The 25,478-nt window shown below is 60.5% G+C and carries 22 protein-coding genes; 6 read left to right on the top strand and 16 right to left on the bottom strand.

The window, feature by feature from the left end:
- The first annotated feature begins 111 nt into the window (after nt 1–111).
- On the top strand, nt 112–1,716 hold the full coding sequence (gene rtcR, locus ACZZ0G_RS22505) for an RNA repair transcriptional activator RtcR (protein WP_463557562.1): 1,605 nt from the start codon (nt 112–114) through the stop codon (nt 1,714–1,716).
- Nucleotides 1,717–1,815: 99 nt separating this feature from the next.
- Nucleotides 1,816–2,094 (top strand): hypothetical protein, encoded by a 279-nt coding sequence (locus ACZZ0G_RS22500; RefSeq protein ID WP_463558876.1) that lies wholly within the window; start codon nt 1,816–1,818, stop codon nt 2,092–2,094.
- A gap of 8 nt (nt 2,095–2,102) precedes the next feature.
- Here ACZZ0G_RS22500 and ACZZ0G_RS22495 read toward each other — a convergent pair whose 3' ends face one another.
- The 9 genes from ACZZ0G_RS22495 to ACZZ0G_RS22455 all read right to left on the bottom strand — a co-directional run bounded on the left by ACZZ0G_RS22495 (nt 2,103) and on the right by ACZZ0G_RS22455 (nt 12,539).
- A complete protein-coding gene (locus tag ACZZ0G_RS22495) occupies nt 2,103–3,920 on the bottom strand; it encodes a glycosyl hydrolase family 28 protein (RefSeq protein WP_463557561.1) in 1,818 nt (605 codons plus the stop codon).
- Nucleotides 3,921–3,933: 13 nt separating this feature from the next.
- Entirely contained in the window at nt 3,934–4,302 is a 369-nt protein-coding gene (locus ACZZ0G_RS22490; protein ID WP_463557560.1) for a 5-carboxymethyl-2-hydroxymuconate Delta-isomerase, read from the bottom strand.
- Between the two features lie 23 nt (nt 4,303–4,325).
- On the bottom strand, nt 4,326–5,102 hold the full coding sequence (locus ACZZ0G_RS22485; protein ID WP_463557559.1) for an ABC transporter ATP-binding protein: 777 nt from the start codon (nt 5,100–5,102) through the stop codon (nt 4,326–4,328).
- A 10-nt stretch (nt 5,103–5,112) separates the two neighbouring features.
- The gene (locus ACZZ0G_RS22480) at nt 5,113–5,952 is read right to left on the bottom strand and encodes an ABC transporter ATP-binding protein (RefSeq protein WP_026000816.1); all 840 of its coding nucleotides are present in this window, start codon (nt 5,950–5,952) and stop codon (nt 5,113–5,115) included.
- A gap of 11 nt (nt 5,953–5,963) precedes the next feature.
- On the bottom strand, nt 5,964–6,884 hold the full coding sequence (locus ACZZ0G_RS22475; RefSeq protein ID WP_463557558.1) for an ABC transporter permease: 921 nt from the start codon (nt 6,882–6,884) through the stop codon (nt 5,964–5,966).
- A gap of 62 nt (nt 6,885–6,946) precedes the next feature.
- Entirely contained in the window at nt 6,947–8,557 is a 1,611-nt protein-coding gene (locus tag ACZZ0G_RS22470; RefSeq protein ID WP_463557557.1) for an ABC transporter substrate-binding protein, read from the bottom strand.
- A 46-nt stretch (nt 8,558–8,603) separates the two neighbouring features.
- Nucleotides 8,604–9,617 (bottom strand): ABC transporter permease, encoded by a 1,014-nt coding sequence (locus ACZZ0G_RS22465; RefSeq protein WP_016987798.1) that lies wholly within the window; start codon nt 9,615–9,617, stop codon nt 8,604–8,606.
- An 84-nt stretch (nt 9,618–9,701) separates the two neighbouring features.
- The gene (locus tag ACZZ0G_RS22460) at nt 9,702–11,312 is read right to left on the bottom strand and encodes an ABC transporter substrate-binding protein (RefSeq protein ID WP_463557556.1); all 1,611 of its coding nucleotides are present in this window, start codon (nt 11,310–11,312) and stop codon (nt 9,702–9,704) included.
- Between the two features lie 72 nt (nt 11,313–11,384).
- Complete coding sequence (locus tag ACZZ0G_RS22455) at nt 11,385–12,539, bottom strand: mandelate racemase family protein (protein WP_008079679.1); 1,155 nt, start codon at nt 12,537–12,539, stop codon at nt 11,385–11,387.
- A 360-nt stretch (nt 12,540–12,899) separates the two neighbouring features.
- Between ACZZ0G_RS22455 and ACZZ0G_RS22450 the strand changes: the two genes are divergently transcribed.
- From ACZZ0G_RS22450 to ACZZ0G_RS22440, 3 genes are all read left to right on the top strand, one after another.
- Entirely contained in the window at nt 12,900–13,625 is a 726-nt protein-coding gene (locus tag ACZZ0G_RS22450; protein ID WP_463557555.1) for an oligogalacturonate-specific porin KdgM family protein, read from the top strand.
- A 96-nt stretch (nt 13,626–13,721) separates the two neighbouring features.
- Nucleotides 13,722–14,564, top strand: coding sequence for an NAD-dependent epimerase/dehydratase family protein (locus ACZZ0G_RS22445; protein ID WP_463557554.1), 843 nt, complete (start codon nt 13,722–13,724; stop codon nt 14,562–14,564).
- Nucleotides 14,561–15,454: an SMP-30/gluconolactonase/LRE family protein gene (locus ACZZ0G_RS22440; protein ID WP_463557553.1), complete on the top strand. Its 894-nt coding sequence runs from the start codon at nt 14,561–14,563 to the stop codon at nt 15,452–15,454. Before ACZZ0G_RS22445 ends, ACZZ0G_RS22440 begins: the two co-directional genes overlap by 4 nt.
- 4 nt (nt 15,455–15,458) lie before the next feature.
- On the opposite strand, the gene ACZZ0G_RS22435 is transcribed toward ACZZ0G_RS22440, so the two are convergent.
- Nucleotides 15,459–16,214, bottom strand: a complete 756-nt coding sequence (locus tag ACZZ0G_RS22435; protein ID WP_397482187.1) for a FadR/GntR family transcriptional regulator — start codon at nt 16,212–16,214, stop codon at nt 15,459–15,461.
- A 199-nt stretch (nt 16,215–16,413) separates the two neighbouring features.
- Between ACZZ0G_RS22435 and ACZZ0G_RS22430 the strand changes: the two genes are divergently transcribed.
- A complete protein-coding gene (locus tag ACZZ0G_RS22430; RefSeq protein ID WP_463396924.1) occupies nt 16,414–17,556 on the top strand; it encodes a pectate lyase family protein in 1,143 nt (380 codons plus the stop codon).
- Nucleotides 17,557–17,800: 244 nt separating this feature from the next.
- On the opposite strand, the gene gspF is transcribed toward ACZZ0G_RS22430, so the two are convergent.
- Genes gspF through gspK form a run of 6 tightly spaced genes read right to left on the bottom strand, consistent with a single transcriptional unit; the run spans nt 17,801 to nt 25,477 of the window.
- Nucleotides 17,801–19,012 (bottom strand): type II secretion system inner membrane protein GspF, encoded by a 1,212-nt coding sequence (gene gspF / locus ACZZ0G_RS22425; RefSeq protein ID WP_463557552.1) that lies wholly within the window; start codon nt 19,010–19,012, stop codon nt 17,801–17,803.
- Entirely contained in the window at nt 19,012–20,418 is a 1,407-nt protein-coding gene (gene gspE, locus ACZZ0G_RS22420) for a type II secretion system ATPase GspE (protein WP_180697983.1), read from the bottom strand. The genes gspF and gspE overlap by 1 nt, the downstream gene beginning before the upstream one ends.
- Nucleotides 20,415–22,784 (bottom strand): type II secretion system secretin GspD, encoded by a 2,370-nt coding sequence (gene gspD / locus ACZZ0G_RS22415; RefSeq protein WP_463557551.1) that lies wholly within the window; start codon nt 22,782–22,784, stop codon nt 20,415–20,417. Before gspD ends, gspE begins: the two co-directional genes overlap by 4 nt.
- Complete coding sequence (gene gspM / locus ACZZ0G_RS22410; protein ID WP_463557550.1) at nt 22,781–23,323, bottom strand: type II secretion system protein GspM; 543 nt, start codon at nt 23,321–23,323, stop codon at nt 22,781–22,783. Before gspM ends, gspD begins: the two co-directional genes overlap by 4 nt.
- The gene (gene gspL, locus ACZZ0G_RS22405; protein ID WP_463557549.1) at nt 23,316–24,494 is read right to left on the bottom strand and encodes a type II secretion system protein GspL; all 1,179 of its coding nucleotides are present in this window, start codon (nt 24,492–24,494) and stop codon (nt 23,316–23,318) included. Before gspL ends, gspM begins: the two co-directional genes overlap by 8 nt.
- Entirely contained in the window at nt 24,491–25,477 is a 987-nt protein-coding gene (gene gspK, locus ACZZ0G_RS22400) for a type II secretion system minor pseudopilin GspK (protein WP_463557548.1), read from the bottom strand. The genes gspL and gspK overlap by 4 nt, the downstream gene beginning before the upstream one ends.
- Nucleotide 25,478 lies beyond the last annotated feature (1 nt).

The raw sequence follows: 25,478 nt of genomic DNA, 5'->3' as shown, positions 1-25,478 counted from the left end.
TTGATTTATATCGTTTTTATTTACTAATCCATTTTTCATCGAATGAATTGACGACAAATCCCTCGTCGAATATTTATCATTGGATATCGTTTTTTATCTTTTGAGATAAACATGCCAAATATGCAAACCGTCGCCATCGAATTTATCGGCGCCACCCTCGATCGCGTCGGCAAAGGCGCCAATCGCTGGAGCCATTGGCGCCCCAGCGTTGGCCTGTGCCAACAGCAGGATGTGCTGATCAACCGGCTCGAGCTGATTCACGGCATCGACGCCCGCGATGTCAGCCTGGCCGAGCGGGTGCGCGCCGACATCCAGCAGGTTTCGCCAGAGACCGAAGTGCGCCTGCACCCGATGTCACTGCGCAACCCGTGGGATTTCGAAGAGGTCTACGGTGCGCTGCACGACTTCACCACCGCCTACGATTTCGACACCGAGCGCGAGGACTACCTCGTCCACATCACCACCGGCACCCACGTCGCGCAGATTTGCTGGTTCCTGCTGACCGAGGCGCGCTATCTGCCGGCGCGACTGATCCAGACCTCCCCGGCCAAGCGCAACAGCGACAGCGATCACGCCATCGGCACGCATGCCCTGATCGATCTTGACCTGTCGCGCTACGATCGCATCGCCTCGCGCTTTGCCAACAAGCGCCTCGAAGGCCTGGAGTTCTTGAAGTCCGGCATCGCCACACGCAACGCCGCATTTAACCGATCGATCGAACAGATCGAGCGCGTGGCAGTGCGGTCGAAGGCGCCGATGCTGCTGATCGGTCCGACCGGCGCTGGCAAATCCTTCCTCGCCCGACGCATCTACGAACTGAAACGCAGTCGCCACCAGATGCAGGGGCGTTTTGTCGAGGTCAACTGCGCCACCTTACGTGGCGATGGCGCGATGTCGGCGCTTTTCGGCCATGTCAAAGGCGCTTTCACCGGCGCACAGAACGCTCGCGACGGCCTGTTGCGCGCTGCCGATGGCGGCATGCTGTTTCTCGACGAGATCGGCGAACTGGGCGCAGACGAACAGGCGATGCTGCTCAAGGCGATTGAAGAAAAACGCTTCTTTCCGTTGGGCTCCGATAAGGAAGTCGAAAGCGATTTCCTGATCATCGCCGGCACCCACCGCGACCTGCGCAGCCGAGTCGCTGACGGCCTGTTCCGCGAAGATTTGTACGCGCGCATCAACCTGTGGACGTTCGACCTGCCCGGCCTCGCCGGCCGCCGCGAGGACATCGAACCGAACATTGATTTCGAGCTGGAACGCCACGCCCGCGAACACGGGCAACTGGTGCGCTTCAATCTGGAAGCCCGGCGCAGTTATCTGGCGTTCGCCAGCTCTCGCGAAGCGGCCTGGCTGGGCAACTTCCGTGAACTGTCCGCCTCGATTACGCGCATGGCGACCCTGGCCGACAGTGGGCGTATCGATGAGGCACAGGTGCAGGAGGAAATTGATCGGCTGCGCTACGCGTGGGGCTTGGCGCAACCGCAGGCGATTTCAGGAGCGTTGCCGGGAGACGCCGAAAGCATGGATCTGTTCGACCGCTTGCAATTGAAGGCAGTAATTGAGGTGTGCCGGCAGGCGGACAGCTTGTCCGATGCCGGCCGCCGACTGTTCGGAATATCACGCCAAGCCAAGGCACAACCCAACGATGCCGATCGACTGAGGAAATACCTCGGCCGGTTCGGGCTTGAGTGGGGCCAGATCGTCGACCTCAAGTGATGAGAACGTCAGCGACCGACCGCCCGTCCAGCAGCGGGCACCTTCGCTCGCCGGGCACTTCCAATGATCACCATCCGCTTCGACCGGAAGACGCCCATCATGAACAGCAAAATTGCAGCGTTCACCCTAGCAGGCCTGATCTCGGCCTGCCCGCTTTTCGCCTCGGCAGCCGGGCAGGCAGCTGACGAGTCTGCCGCGCCACCGACCGCGCTTCCCGGCGTGAATCAGGCCGGCAAAGCTCAATCCAACGAAGACAAGGCCGACAAGAAAGGTGAAGAGGCGTCGGGTTCAAACTCCGGCGCCGAGTCGCATGAAACGGCAAAAGATGCAGCCACTTCGAGCGACTCGAAAGACCTCGGTAAATCGACGAAACCTTGATCAGGGCTCTACGGAGGTGGTGGCTGCACATCCGTGAACGTCAGCCCGACACTCCCGGTGATTTGCCACGGGTTGGCAGCGCCGTGCCCGCTGAACGACACTTGGTCAAACAGCGAATCCTTCAACCCGTCGATCTGCGCTTTGGCCGGGCCACTGAAGCGCACGCGCTCGAACACCAACCCCTGATGCCAGGCGTTGTGCTGACTGTCGCCCTTGACTTCGATCGCCTTGCCCTGAGCATTTTCGATGCTCACGTCGGCGACGCGGATATCGCGGAATTGCCCGGGGATGGTTGAGCGCTGGTAATCCAGCTTGGCGTTCGGATCGTTGTAGTCGAGGGTGAAAATGAATGCCTGCTTGAGCGTATTGCGGATCGCCGAGTCGCGGAAGATCACGTTACGCGCCCCGCCGCCCATGAAGTTGGTGCTCTTCATGCGCAGGCCGGCATCGGTGCCATCGGAAACGTTGTCTTCGGCCAGAATGTTTTGAATCCACGCGCCGGTATGGCTGCCGGCAACCACCATGCCGTGACCCTTGCGGAAGTAGTTATTGAAGATCCAGGCATCTTCCTGCGGCTTTTGCTGCACGGCATCCGCCCCGGTACCCGCAGCAAAATTGACGCAGTCATCGCCGGTATCAAAGAAGTTGTTGAAGACCATCGCGCCCTTGCTGTTGGCGAATTCGATGCCGTCGCCGTTATTGGCGTCGTAGGTTTTATGCGTGGTATTGGCCAGCACCACGTTTTCGGTTTCCAGGTTCATGATCCCGTGGAATGCCGGGTTCACCACGGTGAAACCGCCGTAGAACACGTTTTTCACGTTGCGCAGGGTGATCAGCGACGAGCGCATCTGGCCGTAGGCGTCCTTAACGTTCATGCCGCGCGCGACCGCTTGCTCGACCTGCGCCTTGGCCAGAATGCCGTCCTGCTGGTAGCGGGTGTTGTCGCTGGGCAGGTAGAACGGCAATGGCTGACCGCGTTCGTCGACGACATCGGCGCGGCGCTTCCAGCCGTTGCCGTCAATCGTGCCTTTGCCGACGATGCGGATGTTTTCGAACGACTGATGCTGACGCGGATCGCGCGGCAAGGCATTGATCAGCGACGCCGGGCGCACGGTACTCGAATACGGATACTGGATGTAGCCGGCCAGCGGATAGTCTTCCGCCCGCTCGGAACCCAACAGCGTTGCGCCCTCGGCGATTTCCAGGGTGATGTTGCTCTTCAGGTAAAGCGCCCCGCTTTTATAGGTGCCCTTGGGCAACCATACTTTGCAGCCGGGGGTGCAGGCGTCGATGGCGTTCTGGACCGCCAAAGTATCAAGGCTTTTGCCGTCACCCTTGGCGCCATATTTCCTGACATCGAACACAGCGGCAACCTTGCTCGTCCGTTGTAAAACGGGCGGGCTGTCGGCCGACTCTTTGCCATCGGTGCCCACCGAACGCACGGTGAATCGATAGGCCGTATCCGCTTTCAAGCCTTGCGCGGTGTAACTGTGAATGCCGATGCGATGGTGAAAACCGGCAACATCCTGTTCGTAGAAGCGGTCAATGTAAGGTTTGGCCGGCGAGATGCGGTCATTGTTGGCGTTGCTGCCGCCCAGCAACACACCGTTGGCGTAGACCCGGTAGTCGCTGATATCGGCGTGATCGGCGGGTTTTTCCCAGACCAGGATGATTTGCTGATCATCGTAGGCCAGAGTCGGCACCTGCAATTTTTGCGGTGCCTCCAGTGCCCACGACGACACACTGCAAACCATCGTCAACGTGGCCGCCAGCGACAAAGCCAATGGCTGTTTGCGCCGCGTCGGAACAACATTTCGATAAGGCATGAGCACTCCTTGTTCAGGCCGACAATCCGGCTTCTTGCAGATATTGGCTGCGGTTGACGAACGTCTCGCGGGGCATTTCCACAACCTCCATCGACAACGACTCGACCTCCGGTAGTAAAGCGACCAGCGCCGCCACGGTCGCCGAGGCCAGACGCCGGCGCTGTTCAGCACTGCGCCCGGACAACACCGACAGGACGACGTGGACAAAATCGTCCTCGCCCGCGCCGCAGCGGTAATGCGCGAACGTAGTGAGGCGCACCTTGATGTCCCCGGCCTTGAACAGGCCGAAGGCATCGAGGGCGTCATGCACGGCAGCGAGCAGGGTTTGCTCGCCGACACGCTGGGCCAGGGTTTGCGGGCAATCGATAAGGCAATGCGGCATGTCGCGCTCCTTTATGGATCGGTTCAACCAGCGAGCTGGCGCACCGACTCCTGACTGAAATCACGACTGGCCTGCACCAGCATCCGCGTGTAGGCGTGGCTTGCCAGATCCTGGCTGAGCGCCTGACTGTCGAGCAGCTCGACAATCTTGCCCTGCTGCATCACCGCCACTCGATCACACAGGTGCGTGACCACACCGAGATCGTGAGTGACCATCAGGTAGGTGAGTTTCTCGCGCCGGCGCAAATCCGCCAGCAGATTGAGAATCTCCGCCTGCACCGAGACATCCAGCGCCGAGGTCGGCTCATCGAGCAGCAGCACGCGCGGCTCGAGAATCAGCGCACGCGCAATCGCCACGCGCTGGCGCTGGCCACCGGACAACTGATGCGGATAACGAAAACGGTAACTGTCGTTCAGACCGACCTTGAGCAGGATCTCGTTGATCCGGTCGTCCTTGTCGCGCACGCCGTGAATAATCAGCGGCTCACGCAGCGCCGTGTCGACGGTGTGGCGCGGATGCAGGGAGCCATAGGGGTCCTGGAACACCATCTGCACCTGACGGAAATGCGCCTTGGGGATCTTGTGCTGCAGCGGCGCACCGGCAATGCTCAACTCGCCCGTCCAGTGCCGGTACTGCCCGGCCAGACAGCGCAATACAGTGGTCTTGCCGGAGCCGGACTCCCCCACCAAACCGAAGGATTCGCCGTCGGCGACACTGAGGCTGACGTCGTGCAAGACCTGGTTGAGGGCCGGGCCGGCGCCGAAACTCAGGTTCAGCGCGTGTGCTTGGATCATGGACATGGTCGATTCCTCAGCAAGTCAGCCACAGTGGATCGCGTTGCAACACCGGCAACCGTTCGCGACGGTTGTCCATGCTCGGCAACGCCGCCATCAGGCCTCGGGTATAGGGATGTTGTGCATGTTGCAGGTCGCCGGCGGCCAGCGATTCGACCACCCTGCCGGCGTACATCACCAACACGCGGTCGCAGTAATTGCGCACGAGGTTGAGGTCGTGGCTGACAAAAATCAGACCCATTTCCTGCTGCTCGACCAGCTCTTCCAGCACGTTGAGCACTTGCTGACGCACCGAGACATCGAGGGCCGAGGTCGGCTCGTCGGCGATGATCACCTGTGGCCGGGTGATGACCATCATCGCGATCATGATGCGCTGGCCCATACCACCGGAGACTTCATGCGGGTACAGGTTGTAGACCCGTTGCGGATCACGGATATGCACCTTTTCGAGCATTTCCAACACCCGCTCGCGGGCCTCGCTGCGGCTGGCCTTGTGGTGCGCCAGATACGCCTCGGCGATTTGATCGCCGACCTTGACCACCGGGTTCAGCGAGTATTTCGGGTCCTGCATGATCATCGAAATGCGCTGGCCACGAATCTTCTGCATGACCTTTTCGCCGGCTGAGAGCAGATCGACTTCACCGAACTGCATAGCCTTGGCGGTGATCCGCGCGCTGGCCGGGTGCAGCTTGAGCAGGCTGCGACCGACCGTCGATTTGCCCGAGCCCGACTCACCGACAATGGCGAGTTTTTCCCGCCCGAGGGTGAAGGACACGTCGCGCACGGCGTGGGTTTCTTTCTGAGCATTGACGAAGCGCACATTGAGCCCTTCGACGTTCAATTTGATTGCAGACATACAGCCTCCGATTACTCGCTGCGCGGATCAAGAATGTCCCGCAGGCCGTCGCCCAACAGGTTGAAAGCCAGGCTGACCAACATGATTGCGGCCCCCGGAACAGCCACCAGCCACCAGCACTCAAGCATGTAGCGGCGCCCGGTGGAAATCATCGCGCCCCACTCCGGCGACGGCGCTTGCGCACCGAGACCGAGAAAGCCCAATGCCGCTGCGGTGAGGATGATCCCGGCCATGTTCATGGTCAGGCGGATGATCACCGACGACATGCACATCGGCACAATGTGCCGCAGGATGATTCGGGTGGACGAAGCCCCTTGCAGCTCGACCGCCACAACGAAGTCAGCCTTGCGCAACGACAGGGTTTCCGCCCGCGCCAGTCGCGCGATTGGCGGCCACGACGTCAGCGCAATCGCTACCACCGCGTGTTCCAGGCCCGGACCGAGCGCAGCGATAAACGCCAGCGCCAGCACCAGACTGGGGAAGGAAATGAAGATGTCGGTCAGGCGCATGAACACCGTGTCGACCACACCACCGTAGTAGCCGGAGACAGTGCCGATAAACAGGCCAATCGGGCCGACGATCACGGTCACCAAGGTGATGATGTACAGCGTGATGCGCGAGCCGTAGACCAGCCGACTGAAGATATCCCGGCCGTATTCATCGGTGCCGAACCAGTGGGCAGCGCCCGGCGCCTGCAGGGCATTGGCAAGGTTCTGCGCCACCGGATCATGGGTGGCGATCCACGGCGCAAACAGCGCCACCACCACCACCAGCACCAGCGCGACCAGCAATCCGGCCAGGGTCATCGGGTTGCGCAACAAGTGCCGCAAGACTTTCAGGGCACTTTTGCAGAAGGCGTCGAAGCTGGATCCGGGGGTACGATCCGACCGCCGCTTGGCGCTCGAATCAGTAGAAGACATGTTGGCAATCATGGGCATGTTCTCGGATTGAATTCAGGATCACCCGGCGCGTACGCCGACGCACCGGGCAGCGTTCAGCGTTGTTTGTAGACACCCAGATAACGCGTCGCCTCGGCATCATCACCGGCAAAACCCTTGACGTCGGCGGCGCTGACCACGGTGTCGGTCATCTGCGAAATCATCATGATCGGGCCGACTTGCTCGTCGTAGATTTTCTGTGCCTGGTGGTACAGGTTCAGGCGCTGGCCGGCATCGCGTTCGACCCCGGCCTGATCAATCAGGCTATTGAGCTGCGGGCTGAAAAACGATGCGCGCCAGCCCTGGAAATTCGGCAGGCCGGCGTCATCGCTGTTATTGGGGTTGTAGGCAAACGTGCGCAGGCTGAAATACGGATGCGGATAGCGCTCGGCCCCGCGCGCAACGATGATGTCGAAGTTGCGCGCACGCATGGCACCGTACACCTGGTTGCCCGTGCCGTTGACGATGCTGGCCTTGATTCCGCCCTCGGCCAGCGTCGCTTGCAGGCGCGCGGCGATGTCGATGAAGGGCGGCTCTGACAGTGTGCGAATGGTCGTGGTGAAACCGTCCGGATACCCCGCTTCGGCGAGGAGTTTTTTCGCCTTGGCGACGTCCATGTGATAACCCGGATCCGGCAGGCGCGCCGTCAGACCGAGTTGCATCGGCTGCTGATTCAGCTGGCCGTAATACGGCATCACCTGTTCGTCCAGACCCTTGTAGTCGATCAGGTTGCGCACCGCTTCGCGCACTTTGGGATTGGCAAATTCGGGTTGCTTCATGCTCAGCGCGACGTAGTACATGGTGCCGCGCGGCAGTGACTGCACGTGGATTTTTTCCGAACCGTCGATGGCGCGGATGTCCGGTGCGGCCATGCCGTACGCCAGATCGAGGTCTCCGCGTTCCAGCATCAGGCGCAGCGACTGCGATTCCGTCATGTGCCGCACCACCACCCGTTTGAGCTTGGCAGCACCGCCCCAATAACCGTCGAAGCGGGTCAGCAACAACGAGTCGTTCGCCGTCCATTTGCTCAGCACAAAGGGGCCGCTGCCGGCCTCGTTGGTCACCAGCCAGTTAGCACCGAGGTCAGCGTTTTTCTCATGCGCCAACGCTGTTCTGCGATCGATCACCACCGCGCTCGGCGAGATCGCCAGCGAGTCAATCAATAACAGTGGGTCCATGGTTTGCGGCAAGTCGATGACCAGCGTGTGGGCATCGCTGGCACGGATCAGTGACTGGATGTTGTCGACGTTATAACCGTAGGCTTTCCAGGTCGTGGCCAGGCCGAAGTTGAGCTTCATCACCCGGTACAGCGACCAGGCCACGTCTTCAGCGGTCAGCGGATTGCCGGAGTGAAACTTCACGTCCTCACGCAAGTGAAAGGTTATCTGCTTGCCGTCGTCGCTGATCGTCCAGCGCTCGGCCAGTTGCGGTAGATGCTGTTCCGGATTGCCCTGATCTCGCTTGACCAGAGTGTCGTAAAGATTGGCGTTGACGCCAGAAGCGTCGAGGCCGGGAGCGTTGGCTGGATCGATGGAAAACAGGTTGACCATGCTCATGCCGACGATCAGTTGATCGGCCGGCGTCTTGGCGCTGGCCTGCGTCATCGGCACCAGCGCCAGGATCGCCGCCAACAGGCCAGCGTGCAGTTTGGTAAATGCAGTCGTCATTTGAAAAATCCTTGTTTTTATAGTTTTGGTGCCGCCGCCAGGCGTGTTAACGGGTGCGCGGGTCGAAGACCTTGTACAAGGCATCGCTGATCAGGTTGAGCGCGACAAAAATCAAACCGATCACCAGCACACAGCCCATCACCGCGTTCATGTCGCCGAGCATCAGGCTGCTGGTCAGGTACTGACCGAAACCGGGCCAGGCAAAAACCGTTTCGATCAGCACCGCGCCTTCGAGCAGCGAGCCGTAAGCCAGCGCCACTACTGTCAGCAGTTGCACGAGGATGTTGCGAAAGGCGTGACCCCAGACCACTTGGCGGCGCGACAAACCCTTGACCCGAGCGGTGATGATGTATTCCTGAGACAGTTGCTCGAGCATGAAGCTGCGCGTCATCCGACTGATGTAAGCCACCGAGTTCAGCCCGAGGATCAGTGCCGGCAAAACGATGTGGCGCAAGGCGCTGGCGAAGGCTTCCCAATCACCGGCCAGGCTCGAATCGATCAGCAACAGCCCGGTGACTTCGGGCACCATGCCGTCGTACGCCAGGTCGATGCGACCGGCGCCCCCGGCCCAGCCGAGCCAGGCGTAGAACACCAGCAGGCCCATCATGCCCAGCCAGAAAATCGGCGTGGAATAGCCGAACAGGGTAATCACTCGCGCGACATGATCGCCCAGTCGCCCCTGATTGCTCGCCGCGCAAACGCCCAGCGGTAAACCGATCAGAACACCGAAGAGAATGGCCAGGGTCGCCAGTTCGATAGTGGCCGGGAACACTCGGCGGATGTCATCGAGCACCGGGTGCCCGGTCAACAGCGCGTTGCCAAAATTGCCGTGCAGCAAGTCATTGAGGTACAGGCCGAACTGGGTCCAGATCGGCTTGTCGAGCCCCATCGCCCGGTACACCTGATCGTAGGTCGAACTGTCGGCGTCCGGCCCGACCACCGCCAGCACCGGATCGAGCGGCATCACCCGACCGATGATAAACGTCAGCGCCAGCAGGCCCAGTAACGTCACCAGTACCGTGCTGGCACGCCGCGCGGTATTGGAGGCGCGGGCTCCCATGGCAGAGGCAGTCATAACAAACATAGTCAGCTCCTGATAATACGGTCACCGGTGCACCCGGCACGCGAAGTTCATCCGTGCATTTCAGCGTTTTTTGTAGACGTCTTTGTAGCGCGTGGTCGCGGCCGTGTGCCCCTGAAAATCGGCAACATCGGCGTAGACCAGCACTGTGTCGGTCATCTGCGAGACCGGCAGAATCGCGCCCACTTGCTGATCGAGCTGCTGCTGGATGTCCTGATACTGCGCCTGCTGTTTCTGCGCATCGGGCTCGACTTCGGCACTCTCGATCAACTGATTCAACTCGGGACTGTAAAACGAAGTGCGCCAGCCCTGGAAGTTGCTCAGCTTGGCTTCGTCACGGTTATCCGGGTTGTACACCAGCGTGCGCAGGCTCGAATGGGGATGACGTTCGGCGCCGCCACCGCCACGGCCGACGATGATGTCGAAACTGCGCTCACGCATGGCGCCGTAGATCTGGTTACCGGTGCCGGTGATGATGCTGGCTTCGATCCCGGCCTGCGCCAGCGTCGATTGCAGATTGGAGGCAATGTTGATGAAGGGCGGTTCGGCCAGCACGCGGATGCTGGTCTTGAACCCGTTGGGGTAACCGGCGTCAGCGAGAAGTTTTTTTGCCTCATCGACATTCAGTCGATAACCGGGATCCGGCAGACGCGCGGCCAGTCCCAACGGCATCGGCCGCTGATTGATCACGCCGTAGTGCGGCATGACGGTCTGGTTGATGCCCTGGTAGTCGATCAACGAGCGCACAGCCTTGCGCACGCGCGCGTCGGCGAACATCGGCTGCTTCACACTCAGTGCGACGTAATACAGCGTGCCGCGTTGCAGGGTTTGCGTGCGGACCTTGTCGCTTTTCTGCAAGGCCTGAATGTCCGGCGCCGACATGCCTTTGGCGATGTCGAGGTCGCCCCGCTCGATCATCAGACGCAACGACTGCGACTCGGTCATGTTGCGCATGACAATGCGCTTGAGCTTGGCCGGGCCCCCCCAATAACCGTCGAAACGGCTCATCAGAATCACGTCGTTGGCCCGCCAGTCATTGAGCACGAAGGCACCACTGCCGGCGGCGTGCGTCACCAGCCAGGCGGCGCCCAGGTCATTGTTCTTCTGATGTTCGAGCACTTTTTTGCGGTCGAGAATGAAGGCGCTTGGCGACGTCGCCAGCGTGTTGAGCACCAACTGCGGATCGGTAGGTCGCGGCAGTTCAATGACAAAGGTATTGGCATCGGTCGCGCGCATCGAATGCTCGACATTGTCGGCGGTAAAACCGTAAGCCTTCCAGGTCGACGCCAATGCGAGATTGAGTTTGAGCACGCGCTGCAACGACCAGGCGACGTCTTCGGCGCTCAACGGGTTGCCTGATTGAAATTGCACGCCCTGGCGCAGATTGAAGGTCAGGGTCTTGCGGTCGTCGCTGACTTGCCAGCGCTCGGCGAGTGCCGGCAACAGCCGATCCGGCGCAGCGACGTCTTGCACCAGCAACATGTCATAGAGATTGGCATTGATCTCCGACACGTCCAGGCCGGTGGCGGCTGCCGGGTCGAGGGACAGCAGATTGATCATGCTCATGCCGACGATCAATTGATCGGCCGGGGTTTTGGCATGGACGACAGGTAGCGCGGTCACCGTCAGGGTAGCCGCCAGAACCCGCGCCCACAGCGAAGGAAGAATGTTCATAGCGAGAGTGCCTTTCTTATATTTATAGGGCTCTCGGACAGCCCGGCATGCACCGGGCAGCCCGCGTACACGTCAGAAGCTTTTAAGCGTGTTCATCTCGATGAAGTTGAAGTCGATGTCTTCGCCCAGACCCGGCAGGTCGGACAAATGCACAAAACCGTCGCTGTCCATCGGGTCGACCAGGCGCTTGAGGTACGCCGGCACCTCGTCGTAATCCAGGTACGGGTGCAGCAAGCCGCGCTCGTACCAGGTGCAGTTCTTGATCGCGCCGACCACTGTCAGGTTGGCTGCGCCGTTGCCATGGATTTCGCAGTCCATGCCAAACGACTCGGCCATGTGCGCGACTTTCAGGCAAGGCCCGATCCCGCCGACCCCGGCGACCCCGGCACGCAGGATGTCGCAAACGTCGTGCTTGACCCAACTGGCCCGGCTCAGGTGTTTACCGGACAAGGTTTCCGGCCCGAGTACCGGAATGTCCAGTTGCCCCGCCAGCCAGGCATAGGATTCGGCGGACTCTTCCATCATCGGTTCTTCGAACCAGGCGAAGTCGAGTTTTTCCAGTTCGCGTCCGATGTACAGCGCTTCGGTGCGGCTGTACCAGTGATAACCGTCGAGCATCAAGGCGATGTCCGGGCCTACCGCTTCGCGCACCGCTGCGCAGGCTTTTACGTCAATGCGCGGGCTCGGCGCGAACGAGACCGGTGGCATCCAGGTGTGCAACTTGATCGCCTTGTAGCCGCGCTTGACCAGCGTTTCGGCAAAGCGTCCGTAGTCTTCCGGCGTCGCCAGGCCCTCAGGCAATTCATCGCCGCACATGGTTGAGCCGTACGCCGGCACTTTGTCGCGAAAACCGCCGATCAACTTGTGCACCGGCACGCCCAGCTTGCGCCCCGCCCAGTCCCACAACGCCTGCTCGACCAACGCCAGCGCGCGATCAGTCAACTGGCTGGCGCTGCCACGCTGCCAGTGCGCCAGGTCATGCCAGATCTTTTCGCGATCAAAGGCGTTCTGCCCGACCAGCACCTTGCGCACAAAACCATCCAGCACATAAGGACGAATCAGCTCCGGCGCACCGAGGGCGTAACCCTCCTTGCCGTCTTCGGTCTGGATGCGCAGCAACGCCATTTGCGCCTGACTGACATCACCGGGATGAGCATGACCGGCGCTGTCGACTGCGCGGCGGGTGGGATAGGAAAAAACCTGGACGTTGACTGCTGTGATTCTCATGGACGTCTTGAGCCTTCTTATTGGATTTGTGACAGGAGTGTCGTCGGTTGCGACCGATCATAGGTCATCGTACAACACTTGAAAAGACCCAATAACTCTTCTTCGAATCGAAGCCTTTTCGGCTAAACGTCGAGCAAAGCGCCATATTTAAAGATGACTGTGGAATAACATGACTGGCGTTACAGGCCTATTCACGCGGCGCATATGTTTCAATATGTTTCTAAACAAGCAAAATCACGTAGACGAGTCATCTTGTCGTACGATAACTTATATCTGCGCCTCAAATGAGAGCCATACGCAACATCGCGGTGCCTGTAGTACTCGTCAAACGACCCTAACAAAAACAAAAAAGAAGACCGTATGAACACCACCCTACGCACGCTCGTCACTGTCGCGGCCCTCGGCCTGCCCTTCTCTGTCAATGCTGACTCTGCCAGCCTCAACTACCGCCATCAGTACACCGAGGAGGACAGCGCCCACGCCGACCGAATCAAGCTCAATTACCGCCTGGAGAGTGGACTGGGGTTTGAGGCGGAGATGAAATACCGCACGGCCGGTGACCGCAAAGATGTCGCCTACGACAACATGGTCAACAACGGCCATGAGTTCACCGTGAGCTACAACTACAAGCTCAGCGCGCAGTCGACGCTGACCCCGGCGTTTCAGATGGACAGTTCGAAGGATGCGACCGCCTACAAGTTCGGCCTCAAGTACAACTACAAAATCGACGACGCCTTCTACGTCGCGACGCGCTATCGCCTGGACCTGCGCAAACTCGATCGCGATCAGGTCAACAAAGACATGCCCGATCACTACAAAGATGACCAGACCACCCACCGCTTCGAAGGCTGGCTCGGCTATACGCCAGCCAACAAGTGGGCCTACGAATATCAGTTCATCTATTTCAAGACCGACTACATCCGCTACGACAACAAGAAGAGCGACTACGAACAGAACCTGATCGTCAAATACAAGCTCACCAAACAATGGGCGCCCTTCATGGAAATCGGCGACATCAAAGTCGACTCCACCTCACCTGACCGCCAGGCTCGCTGGCGTCTGGGCGTGCAGTACAACTTCATGTAAGCCGCGCGCCGCTTTTGCCTGGCGAGCGCGCATCGCTTGTCGGGCAGACACCCCGCCGCCCCCCCCTTTCACCACCGCGTAATGGAAGACCCGACCATGACCACACACGCTACGCAAGCCAAATCCTTCAACCGTATTTTGCTGACCGGCGCCGCCGGTGGGCTCGGTCAGATTCTGCGAGAAACCCTGCAGGTTCACGCCGACATCGTCCGCGCCTCGGACATCAGTGCGATGGCGCCGAGCCGCGGCGCGCATGACGAAGTGATCAACTGCAATCTGAGCGACAAGGCCGCTGTCGCGGCGCTGGTCGAGGGCGTCGATGCCATCGTGCATTTGGGCGGGATCTCGGTGGAGCGATCCTTCGAAGAAATCCTCGAGGCGAATATTCGCGGCACGTTTCATGTTTATGAGGCCGCGCGCCTGCACGGGGTCAAGCGCATCGTGTTCGCCAGCTCCAACCACGTCACCGGTTTCTACTCGCAGGACGAACAGATCGACGCCCATTCACCGCGCCGCCCGGACGGTTATTACGGCTTGTCGAAGGCGTACGGCGAGGACCTGGCAACGTTCTATTTCCACCGCTATGGCATTGAAACAGTGAGCCTGCGCATCGGCTCCTCATTTCCCGAACCGCGCAACCTGCGCATGCTGGCGACCTGGTTGAGCTATACCGATCTGGAGCATCTGATCGCCCGCGCACTATTGGCCAGCGATGTCGGGCACAGCGTGGTGTACGGGGTGTCGGCCAACCGTGATCAGTGGTGGAACAACCGTCACGCCGCGCACCTGGGCTTTGCGCCGCAGGACAGTTCCGAAGCCTTTCGCGCAAAGGTCGAACAACAACCCGCACTCGCCGCCGACCACCCCGACCGCTTGTACCAGGGCGGCGCCTTTACCGCAGCAGGTCCGTTTGAAGCGCCAGCGCAGACGCGCTCATGACGGCCGAACTGATTGTCGATGCGCGCAATGCCACCGGTGAAAGCCCGGTCTGGCAAGCCGACGAAAATGCCTTGTATTGGGTGGACATTCCGGCCGGCCGCTTGCATCGCTGGCAACTCGACGGCCAGACCGACTGCTGGCAGGCGGACGAAATGCTCGCCTGTATCGCCCGCAGCGATGCGGGACATTGGCTTGGCGCGCAGGAAAGTGGCCTGTTCAAACTGCGCCCGCAGGCTGACGGACGTCTGGCTGCGGAAAAGCTCATCGGCGTCGAGCACGCCCGCCCGCACATGCGTTTCAATGATGGCCGCTGCGATCGTCAGGGACGCTTTTGGGCCAGCTCGATGCCAACCGCCATGGGTGCCGAGGCGGTCGGCGCGCTGTATCGCTACGACGCACAAAACCCGAACGATGTATCGATGCTGGCGCCGCAACTGGAGGACCTCGTGGTGCCCAATGGCCTGGCGTTCAGTCCCGACGGGAGCATCATGTATCTGTCCGATTCGCACCCGAGCCGGCAACTGATCTGGGCCTTCGATTACGACATCGACAGCGGTACGCCGCACAACCGCCGCCTGTTCGTCGACATGAACGACCACCCCGGTCGACCGGACGGTGCCGCCGTCGATTCACACGGCTGTTACTGGATCTGCGCAATTGATGCCGGCCTGGTGCTGCGCTTTACCCCACGGGGGAAACTGGATCGCGCGCTGCCGGTGCCGGTGAAGAAACCGACGATGTGTGCCTTTGGCGGCCCTCGGCTGGACACACTGTTTGTCACTTCGATTCGCCCGCAAGGCATCGATCTCGCTGACCAGCCATTGGCGGGCGGGGTGTTCGCCCTCAATCCGGGCGTTCAAGGCCTGCCCGAACCCAAGGCACGCGCCTGAGGCTTCAGACGTTCAACGCCGCCGCGTCTGCGGCCTCGTAGGCTCGGCGCAGACGCTCGCGGCTGTTGGATAGATGCAAACGCATGGCTGCGCGCGCGGCGTCGGAATCACGCCGGACAATCGCAATGTAAATGTCTTCATGCTCGCGACTGAGGCGCTCCAGATAGGGCTCCTTGCGGTCATTCTCCAGGCGTTTGGAGTGCAGGCGTGTGCGCGGCAGAATGTTCGCGCCCAGATGCAGCATGATGTCGGTGAAATAGCGGTTGCCGGTAGCCAGCGCAATTTGCTGGTGGAACTGGAAATCCGCCGACACGGCGTAGTCGACACTGACGGCGCGAGAATTGATGGCGTCCAGCGAATCACGCATCAGTTGCAGTTGCTCATCGGTACGTCGTGCACACGCCAGGCCGGCGGCCTCGACCTCAAGGGTGATGCGCAACTCAAGCACCGCCAAGACATCCGCAAGCGTGACGATGCTGTCCGGATCAATGCGAAAACCGCTCGGGCTGGGAATGTCCTGAACAAAGGTGCCGATACCGTGCCGGGTTTCTACCAGGCCGGCCGCCTGCAAACGCGACATCGCCTCGCGCACGACCGTGCGACTGACGCCGTGCTCGGCCATGACCTGGGATTCAGTCGGCAGCTTCGTCGCGCGCGCGAGTTCGCCGCTGCAAATGCGTCGGGACAGCTCGGTGACCAGGTCCTCCGCCAGGCTGCGATGCCGGCGACGAACATTGGGTGTGGCGTTGGATCTGTCCATCAGCAACAAAAATCTCGAATTTTCGAATAATTACGCATCATAGCCCATTCAGTTGTACGACAACGCACCAGTTCACATGATAGGATTTCTCATGCAGCGGACGTTCGATTCGCTGCAATGGCGATAAGGACGTCCGCTCGAGAAACACGTCGAAATTTCGCGTGTAAAACACTCAAGTTAATCAAGGATCTGATTACTCATGACAAAACCAACAACCTTCACGGCCTGCAAACTCGCCAGCGCCATCGTCGGCAGCCTGCTGTTTTCCAGCCTGCCTGCACAAGCGGCCGATATCTGGCTGGATGTTGCAACGACTGGCTGGGCCACGCAAAACGGTGGCACCAAGGGTGGCTCCAAAGCCGCAGCCAACAACATCTACACCGTGAAGAACGCTGCCGAACTGAAAGCTGCACTCAGTGCTTCAGTCGGCACCAACGGTCGCATTATCAAGATTACCGGGCCCATCGACATCAGCGAAGGCAAAGCTTATACGACGACTGCCGATATGAAAAAGCGCGGTCGTCTGGATATCCCTGGCAAGACGACCATCGTCGGTACGAGCAGCACGGCGGAGATCCGCGAGGGTTTCTTCTATGCCAAGGAAAACGATGTGATCATCCGCAACATCACCATCGAAAACCCGTGGGATCCGGAGCCGATCTGGGACGCCAATGACGGCAGCGCCGGCAACTGGAACTCCGAGTACGACGGACTGACCATCGAAGGCGCCAACAATGTGTGGGTCGACCATGTCACCTTCACCGATGGCCGCCGCACCGATGACCAGAACGGCACCGCCAACGGTCGTCCAAAGCAACACCACGACGGCGCACTGGACGTGAAAAACGGTGCCAACTACGTGACCATTTCCTACTCGGCGTTCAAATCGCACGAGAAGAACAACCTGATCGGTTCCAGCGACAGCCGTACCACCGATGATGGCAAGCTCAAGGTCACGATCCACAACACCCTGTTCGAAAATATCTCCGCCCGCGCGCCACGCGTTCGCTTCGGCCAGGTGCACCTGTACAACAACTATCACGTGGGCAGCACCAGCCATAAGGTCTACCCGTTCAGTTACGCGCACGGTGTGGGTAAAAACTCGAAGATTTTCTCCGAGAAAAACGCGTTCGAAATCTCCGGCATCAGCGGCTGCGACAAAATCGCCGGCGACTACGGTGGCAGCGTTTACCGCGACCAAGGTTCGACACTCAATGGCAGCGCACTGAGCTGTTCGTGGAGTTCGAGCATCGGCTGGACCCCGCCTTACAGCTACACCCCGCTGAATGCGGACAAAGTCGCTGCTGATGTTAAAGCCAAGGCTGGCGCTGGCAAGATCTGATTGATCGATGTAACCGCGTTAATGAAAAGCCCTCGGTGACGAGGGCTTTTTCATGTCTGCTTGAAGATCGTACAGGGAGTGGAGTTCTGGGAAAGTTTGGATTATTCATTGCCCTGACTGGCCTCATCGCTGGCAAGCCAGCTCCCACAAGTTTTCTGTTGTGACACAGATCGCATCAACAACACTGCACCCTGTGGGAGCTGGCTTGCCAGCGATGAGGCCAGTCAGACACCATCAAAACCTGCTACTGGACCAGTTGATTAATCTCAATGATCGGCAACAGCACCGCCATCACAATCACCAGCACCACCCCGCCCATCACCACAATCATCAGCGGCTCCAGCAACGCGGTCATGCCCATCGCCCGCCGTTCGATATCCCGCGACAGGGTTTGTGCCGCGCGTTCGAGCATCGGTGGCAACGAACCGGTTTTTTCGCCACTGGCGATCAAATGAATCAGCACCGGTGGGAAGACGTTTTCCACGCGCAACGCCGCCGCCAGGTTCACGCCCTCGCGCACCTTGGCCGTGGCCTCAGTGACGCTCAAACTCAAGCGGTCGTTGGACAAGGTCTGCCGCGCCGCCTCCAGCGCGCGCAACAACGGCACCCCGGCACCGCCGAGAATCGCCAGCGTCGAAGCAAAACGAGCGGTGTTCAGGCCGAGGATGAATCGCCCGAACAACGGCAACTTCAGCACCCGATGATGCCAACTCAAACGTGCCGCCGGATTGCGCAAATACAGGCGCCAGCTCCAGAAACTGGCGGCCATGATCGCCGCACACAACCAGCCCCAACTGCGGATGAAATCACTCGCGTTGAGCATCGCCAAGGTCAGCCCCGGCAAGTCCTGCCGCGCCTGGGAAAACGCGCTGACCACCTGCGGCACCACGTAACTGAGCAAGAAAATCACGATACCGATGGAGACCAGCCCAACCACGCCCGGATAGATAAACGCCGTAAGAATCTTGCCGCGCAGGTTGTTGCGTTCCTCGATGTAATCCGCCAGCCGCTCCATAACCTGCGCCAGATCGCCGGACTCCTCACCCGCCGCAATCAACGCACGATAGATCTCTGGAAAATCCCGTGGCCGCGCCGCCAGCGATTCCGCCAGACGCATGCCGCTGCGCACATCCGCACGCACGGCACTGAGCGTATGGGCAATGTGCTTTTTCTCGGCCTGCTCAACCGTGGCACTCAACGCGGCTTCCAACGGCAGGCTGGCCCCGAGCAGGCTCGCCAATTGCCGCGTGGCCCAAGCCAGATCGTTGTCCGAGAGTTTGGCGCTGAACAGTCCACCGCCACCGTGACTGGCGACATTGCTTTCCTTGTGCACCGACAACGCGGTCAAACCGCGCCCGCGTAATGTTGTGAACGCGGCGCTTTGGCTGTCCGCCTCAAGGTGCCCGGATTCAATCTTGCCGGTCGCGTCGGCAGCTTCAAAACGATAGCGATTCATCAGGCGTCCCGTGTCACACGCAAGATTTCTTCAGGCGCGGTGGCTCCGCTGCGGATCCAGCGCTCACCGTCCTCGCGCAAGCTGAACATCCCGGCTTTGGCGGCGGATGCGCGCAAGGCCTGCTCCCCTGCCCCTTGGTGAATCAGGGTGCGGATGTCGTCGTCGATGCAGAACAATTCATGGATGCCGGTGCGGCCGCTGTAACCGGTTTGATTGCAGTTTGCACAACCGACCGGGCGCCAGGTGCCGGGCGCGGTGGGGTCTTCTTCCTTGCATTGATTGCACAGCCGCCGCACTAGTCGCTGCGCCAAAACCCCGAGCATCGACGAGGCCAGCAGAAACGGCTCGACGCCCATGTCGATCAAGCGGTTGACCGCCGACACCGCGTCGTTGGTGTGCAAGGTTGCCAGCACCAAATGCCCGGTCAGCGAGGCCTGCACGGCGATTTGCGCGGTTTCCAGATCGCGGATTTCGCCGATCATAATGATGTCCGGGTCTTGCCGCAGGATCGCGCGCAGCGCCAGGGCGAAGGTCATGTCGATCTTGGCGTTGACCTGAATCTGGCTGATGCCTGGCAGGTCGTATTCCACCGGATCTTCAACGGTGAGAATGTTGCTGGTACTCGCATCCAGCCGCGCCAGCGCCGCGTACAGGCTGGTGGTTTTGCCGCTGCCGGTGGGCCCGGTCACCAGGACGATGCCGTGGGGTTGGCGGATCAGGTGATCGAGTTTGGCTAACACCTGCGCGTCCATGCCGAGGGTTTCCAAATGCAGACGCCCGGCCTGTTTGTCGAGCAAGCGCATCACCACGCGTTCGCCGTGGCCAGTGGGCACTGTGGAAACACGAATATCAATCGGCCGCCCGGCCACGCGCAAAGCGATGCGACCGTCCTGCGGCAGGCGTTTTTCGGCGATGTCGAGTTGCGCCATGATCTTGATCCGCGACACCAGCGCACCGTGCAACGCCTTGCGCGGTGAGACCACGTCACGCAGGGTGCCGTCGACGCGATAGCGCACCACTGAATGGGTTTCGAACGGTTCGATGTGAATGTCGCTGGCCTCATCGCGCGCGGCTTGCGTGAGCAAGGCGTTGATCATGCGGATCACCGGCGCGCCGTCCTGGGTGTCGAGCAGGTCAGTGATTTCCGGCATGTCCTGCATCAGGCGATCGAGGTCGACTTCGTTTTCTGCTGCACCGACCACCGCCGCCGCGCTGCCGGTGTCGGCGTAGGCAGCGGCGAGCAAGCCATCGAGTTCGTCATCGCGCACGCGCTGTATCGTGGTCGCGCCAAACTGCCGCCGCGCCTCGCTGATCGACCAGCCTGGCGTCGACGGGCACACCGTCAACACGCCATCGCACAACAGAATGCGCTGCGCCTTGGCCCAGGCGTAGGGCAGCGAACTCATTGGATCGGCACCGCTTTGATGGTTGCGCGTGGGCCAGAGCTCGGTAACACCGCCGGCACACCCTGCGCCGCCGTCGGTAACTGTGGCGCCTGCATATCCGGCATCGCCCAACTGCGTTCCGGCTGCAACCCACCCTGAGCGCGGCGCATGAAGTCATAGCGGTTCAGGGTGATGCTGCGCCCCGCTTCGCTGTCGCGGATGATGTACGGGCGCAGGAACACCATCAGGTTGGTTTTGGTGATCGCCCGGCGTTCGTTGCGAAACAGCGCGCCGATTCCTGGAATCGTCGATAACCACGGCACCGCGTCGTTGCTCTGGCTGTAACCGTCCTGCAGCAAACCACCAAGGACCATGATCTGGCCGTCATCCAGCAGGATGCTGGTATCGATCGCGCGTTTGTTGGTGACAATCCCCGCCGAATTGGCACTGGCCGAAGCCCGCTCATCAATGCTGCTGACTTCCTGATAGATATCGAGCTTGACCGTGCCGCCTTCGGAAATCTGCGGGCGCACGTTGAGTTTCAAACCCACCTCTTCACGGGTCACGGTCTGGAACGGGTTATTGCTGGTGCCGCCACCGCCCGTGACATAACTGCCGCTGACAAACGGGATGGTCTGCCCAACAAAAATACTCGCGGCTTCGTTATCCAGCGTCAGCAGGTTCGGCGTCGACAACACGTTGGTGCCGCCCTTGCTCTTCAACGCCCGGGCCAACACTTTCAGGTCGAGAATCTTGCCGATGCCGGGGATGTCGACGGTGCCGTTGACGTAGCCCAGGTTCAAACCTTGCGGCAGTACGTCGATGCTGGTCTTGCCATTGGTGTTGAGTCCCGAACCGCCCAAATTGGCGCCGCCGATCACGCCTTTGCCGCCAAGGTTGCCGGTCTGCCACTGCACACCAAATTCACTGGCATCATCCTCGCCGACTTCGACGATCAGGCTTTCGATCACCACTTGCGCGCGGCGCTGGTCGAGCAGATCGATGACTTCGCGCAAGTTGCGATATAACGGTTCCGGCGCGGAAATCAGCAAAGTGTTGGTGGTGGCGTCGGCCTGAATGGTCACGCCGCCAGCGCTGAAGGCGACGTTCTGATCGCTCGCCTGATTACCGCTGCTACTGGTGCCGCCACTGCCTTGTGCGTAACTGCCACCGGCACTGCCGCTGCTATTGCTGGTCGATGTTGTGCCGCTGGTTTGCGTCCCGCTCTGGCCATCCTGTCCAGCGCTGCCGCCGGTACTGCCGCCCATCGCACTGAGCACCGAACGCGCACTGTCGCTGGTGCCGCTATCGCTTTCGCCGGTGAGCAAACCGCGCAACGCCTGCGCCAGTTTCGCCGCTTGCGCGTTACGCAGATAAACCACATGCAGATTGCTCGGATTGCTCTGCGCGTTGTCGAGTTTGTAGATCAGGTTACGCGCCAGTTCCGTGCGCTCCGGGCTGCCAGCGCGAATGATGATGGTGTTGGAGCGCGGATCACCAATCACGGCGATTTTCTGCGTCGGATCATTGCCCGGCGCATCCAGCAAATCCGCGACCATCGGCGCAATGTCAGCGGCAATGCCGTTCTGAATCTGCACCACATCCGTGTCGATCGCACTCGGCGAATCAATGCTCGCAATCAACTGCGCAACGCGGGTCAAGTTCTCGGCGTAATCGGTGATAACGATGGTGTTGTTGCCGGGGTAAGCGTTGATCGGATTATTCGGCGAAACGATTGGCCGCAGCACCGGAATCAGGTTCACCGCATTCTCGTATTGCAGACGAAACGTGCGCGTGAGCATGCCGTTGCCCGCCGGTTTGTCGGCGCTGTAAATCGGCCCGCCGAGTAACTTCGCATCCGCCTCCGGCACCACCTGCGCCACACCGCCAACATCCACCACGCTGAAACCCTGCATGCGCAACGCCGCGAGCAACATGTCGTAAGCCTGCCGCGCCGGCACCTGACCTTCCGAGACCAACGTCAACGTACCCTTCACCCGAGGGTCGACCAAAAACTGCTGCCCCGTGGAACGCGACAAGGCCCGCACCACTGCTTGAATATCGGCATCGACAAAATTCAGCGTCACCGGTTGATCGCCCAACGGATTGCTCGGCAAGGCAATGCCCGAAGCCGCCGCGCCGCTACGCGCACTTTTGGAGATGTTGTGCAATTGCTTCGGCGCCGGTCGCGCCTGCGCCTGTGCGCGTTCGCGGTCGAGCACCGCGTCGCCGCTGCGCTGGGTGTTGGCCAGCGGCCGACCGAGTTCACTGTCGACCAGCAATGGGGGCTGGTTCTGTGGTGTGGTGCTGGTGTTGCTGCATGCGCTCAGTGCCAACAACAGAAACGGCGCGGCCGTACGTACATAATTGGAACCTGACCACTTCATGAAGCTTCCTTAGCGCCCAGCGCCTGATCCATGCGAACGGTTCCCGACAGAGTGCCTGCCGTATCATCGACCTTGACCTCACTTGCACGCTGCAAACGAGCCTCGACCACTTCAAGTGAAAACTGCACGGGGTGGATTAACAGCCAACTGATGACGGCATCAGCGGGCGCATCCTCGAACGTCAACTGCCAAGCGGTGCCAATTACCTGCAACTGGTAGTGACCCAGCAGCCCGCTGCCATCGAGAGATTGCTGCAATGATCGCTCGACGTTTTGCCCGATGGGCGCTGTCGCCACCTCGCGCAACAACAGATCCAGCGCTTCGGCCTGGCCACGCAACTTCGGCGTTTCGGTCTGCCAATGCTCAATCTTTTTCAGCGGTGGCTGGATGAACAGCAGCCAGATCAGCACGCCCCCCAACATCAATGCGGTGCCCGCGACCAGGCGTTTTTCGCGCAAGCTCAGCGGCGTCCAATGCCGATGAATCTGTGCACGCAGCAGCAGCCAGCGAGCCCGATAGATCGCCAGTGGATTATTCATCGTCGCTGTCCATGACGGCATCGTCCTCGACCGCTGCCGGCTCAACCTGCGGGGTGAAAATCCAAACGTTGTCTTCGCGTCTGGCGACCAACCTTGCCTGCGTCAGCGCTCCCGGCAATGCGCCGTCGGCGGGTGCCTGCGCAGTGTCGGCGGCCAACTCCAACTGCAAACGTCCCTGCTCATAGGTCATGCGCTGGACGCTGCCTGCCATAAACGGCAGCGCGCTCGCGGCATGTTGCACCAGGTAGGTGAACCCGTGATTCGCGTCGGCCGCCACCCCATTGTGTCGAGCCGCCAGTTGCTGGCGAGCCTGCTGCAGCGGATTGAGGATCACCGGCAACTCTGGAAAAGCCTGCTTCACCCGCTGGCTCATTTGCGCCCTGAGCTGCTCGCCTTGGGTCACTTCACGGGCCGCGTAAAGGTTCAGCCCAGACACCCAGATCGCAATCGCCAAGGCACAACAGAAGATGGCCTTGCCCCAACCGCGCGCGGGGCCGGCAGCCTTGCCGATGCCTGCATGCAGCCCCCATTCCGGCGCAACGCCACACCAGCGCTGCTCCGCAGGTCGTGGTTCGACAACTGTTGCAGGAGCATCCGCGCCGATCCACTGCAAGCCGCGACCACTGGTGACGAGTTCATCCAGACGCTCCTGCGCCAAGGGTTCTACCGAAGCCTGCGCACGGCTGAAGCGCAGCAGCAATTGCCCGTCCAATACGCACGCGCTGACCTGCCCCTGCGCGGGCACCGGCAAAGCATAAGGCGCCGGGTAAAGGCCTCGCAGCTTCAATCGGTGCTGAGCCAATAACAGTCCGAAACGATCCAGAGATGCCTGCGCGAGCCAGGCCAGCGACACTTGCCCCGAGACCTCACGAGCACTGTGTGCAACGTACATTTGTTCAGTGCCACCCAGAATCAGCGCCTGCGCGGCACACTTCACCGCCGCCTCGATCTTCACCGGCGTCAGCGGTGGCAAATGCAAACTGGTCAGTACGCTGTCTGCCGGATGCAGAAAAAATTCAACAGGCTGTAACGGCCACTCTTGTTCAATCAGCAACAGCGTACTGACACCGGTCTGACTGACCTGGTCGTGCCGATCCAGGCGCGCAAATTCAACCTCGGAATCTGAGGTCAAACCCGCCAGCGGCGGCAAGGCGACTCGCAGGCGAGTCATACGCCGAGCCTCGACCAGATCACTTTCGGCATGTCGTCGGCGGGTCGATGCAACAGCGCATCCAGGCTGACGCGGCGCTGGTCACGACGCGCGTGTCCGCGCAGCAGAAACCAATCGCTGCTGATGCCGACGTTCAGTCCGTCGACGGTCAGATGCGGCAAGTGCAGACGGTTGACGAAGTCCCCGCGATTGATGAACCACTGGCCACGATCGCGCTCTCCCACCACGGCCCGGGCCTGCGCGAGCGATAACCCCGGCACCACCGCCACCAATACCTCGGCGCTGGCAGTATTACCGTTGACCCAAGTCTTAGCCGGAATCAGGCTGACATACTGATTCAAGCGACCAAGCAGTTGCTCATTTATGCCTTCGAGGCCACGTAAATCATCAAGGCTGCGCAACATCGGCTGGGTGGCCGGCAAGGGTCTTCGATGCGCACTCGGCGACGTCGCACGGACGCCGTCGAAACCCGTCTGCGCCATACTCTGCCCGGCGGCTTGAGGGTCGGGCATTCTCGGGTAGGAGGCAATGACGCGCTGGCTGATGCGCTGGCTGAGGGCAGCATCGATGCCGATCATTTCACAGAGGCGTTCGAAGCTGCGCAACTGTCCGCCATCGACACGCTCATTGCTGAGTAAATTGCGCAAATTGAACTTGCCCTGCTGATCCTCGATGCGCCCCTCGAAACCGCCCCCCGACGAATTCAACAAATGGCTTTTGACAGGCTGCGCCCAAGGTTGATCGAGCCGGGTCAGCGCGTCCTGTTGACGCGCGTCCCTGAGCAGTTGACGACTGAGCTCCAGCCCCGCCAACAGCGTGGCCGCGCCCTGCACTCGGGACTGTTCTGCTTCAAGAGAACGGGTAAAGACGCTCTGCCGGGTGAGCATGCCAGCGGCGATCACCGCAACCACGGCGGCAATCAGCAAGGCGCTGATAATGGCCATGCCGCGCTGTTTCTGCGCCCGTGGCGAGGATGATTTCATG

The sequence above is a fragment of the Pseudomonas sp. AC169 genome, from assembly GCF_979258515.1.
Note: the sequence above shows the minus strand (reverse complement) of the source record. Positions and strands in the feature narration are given on the sequence as shown.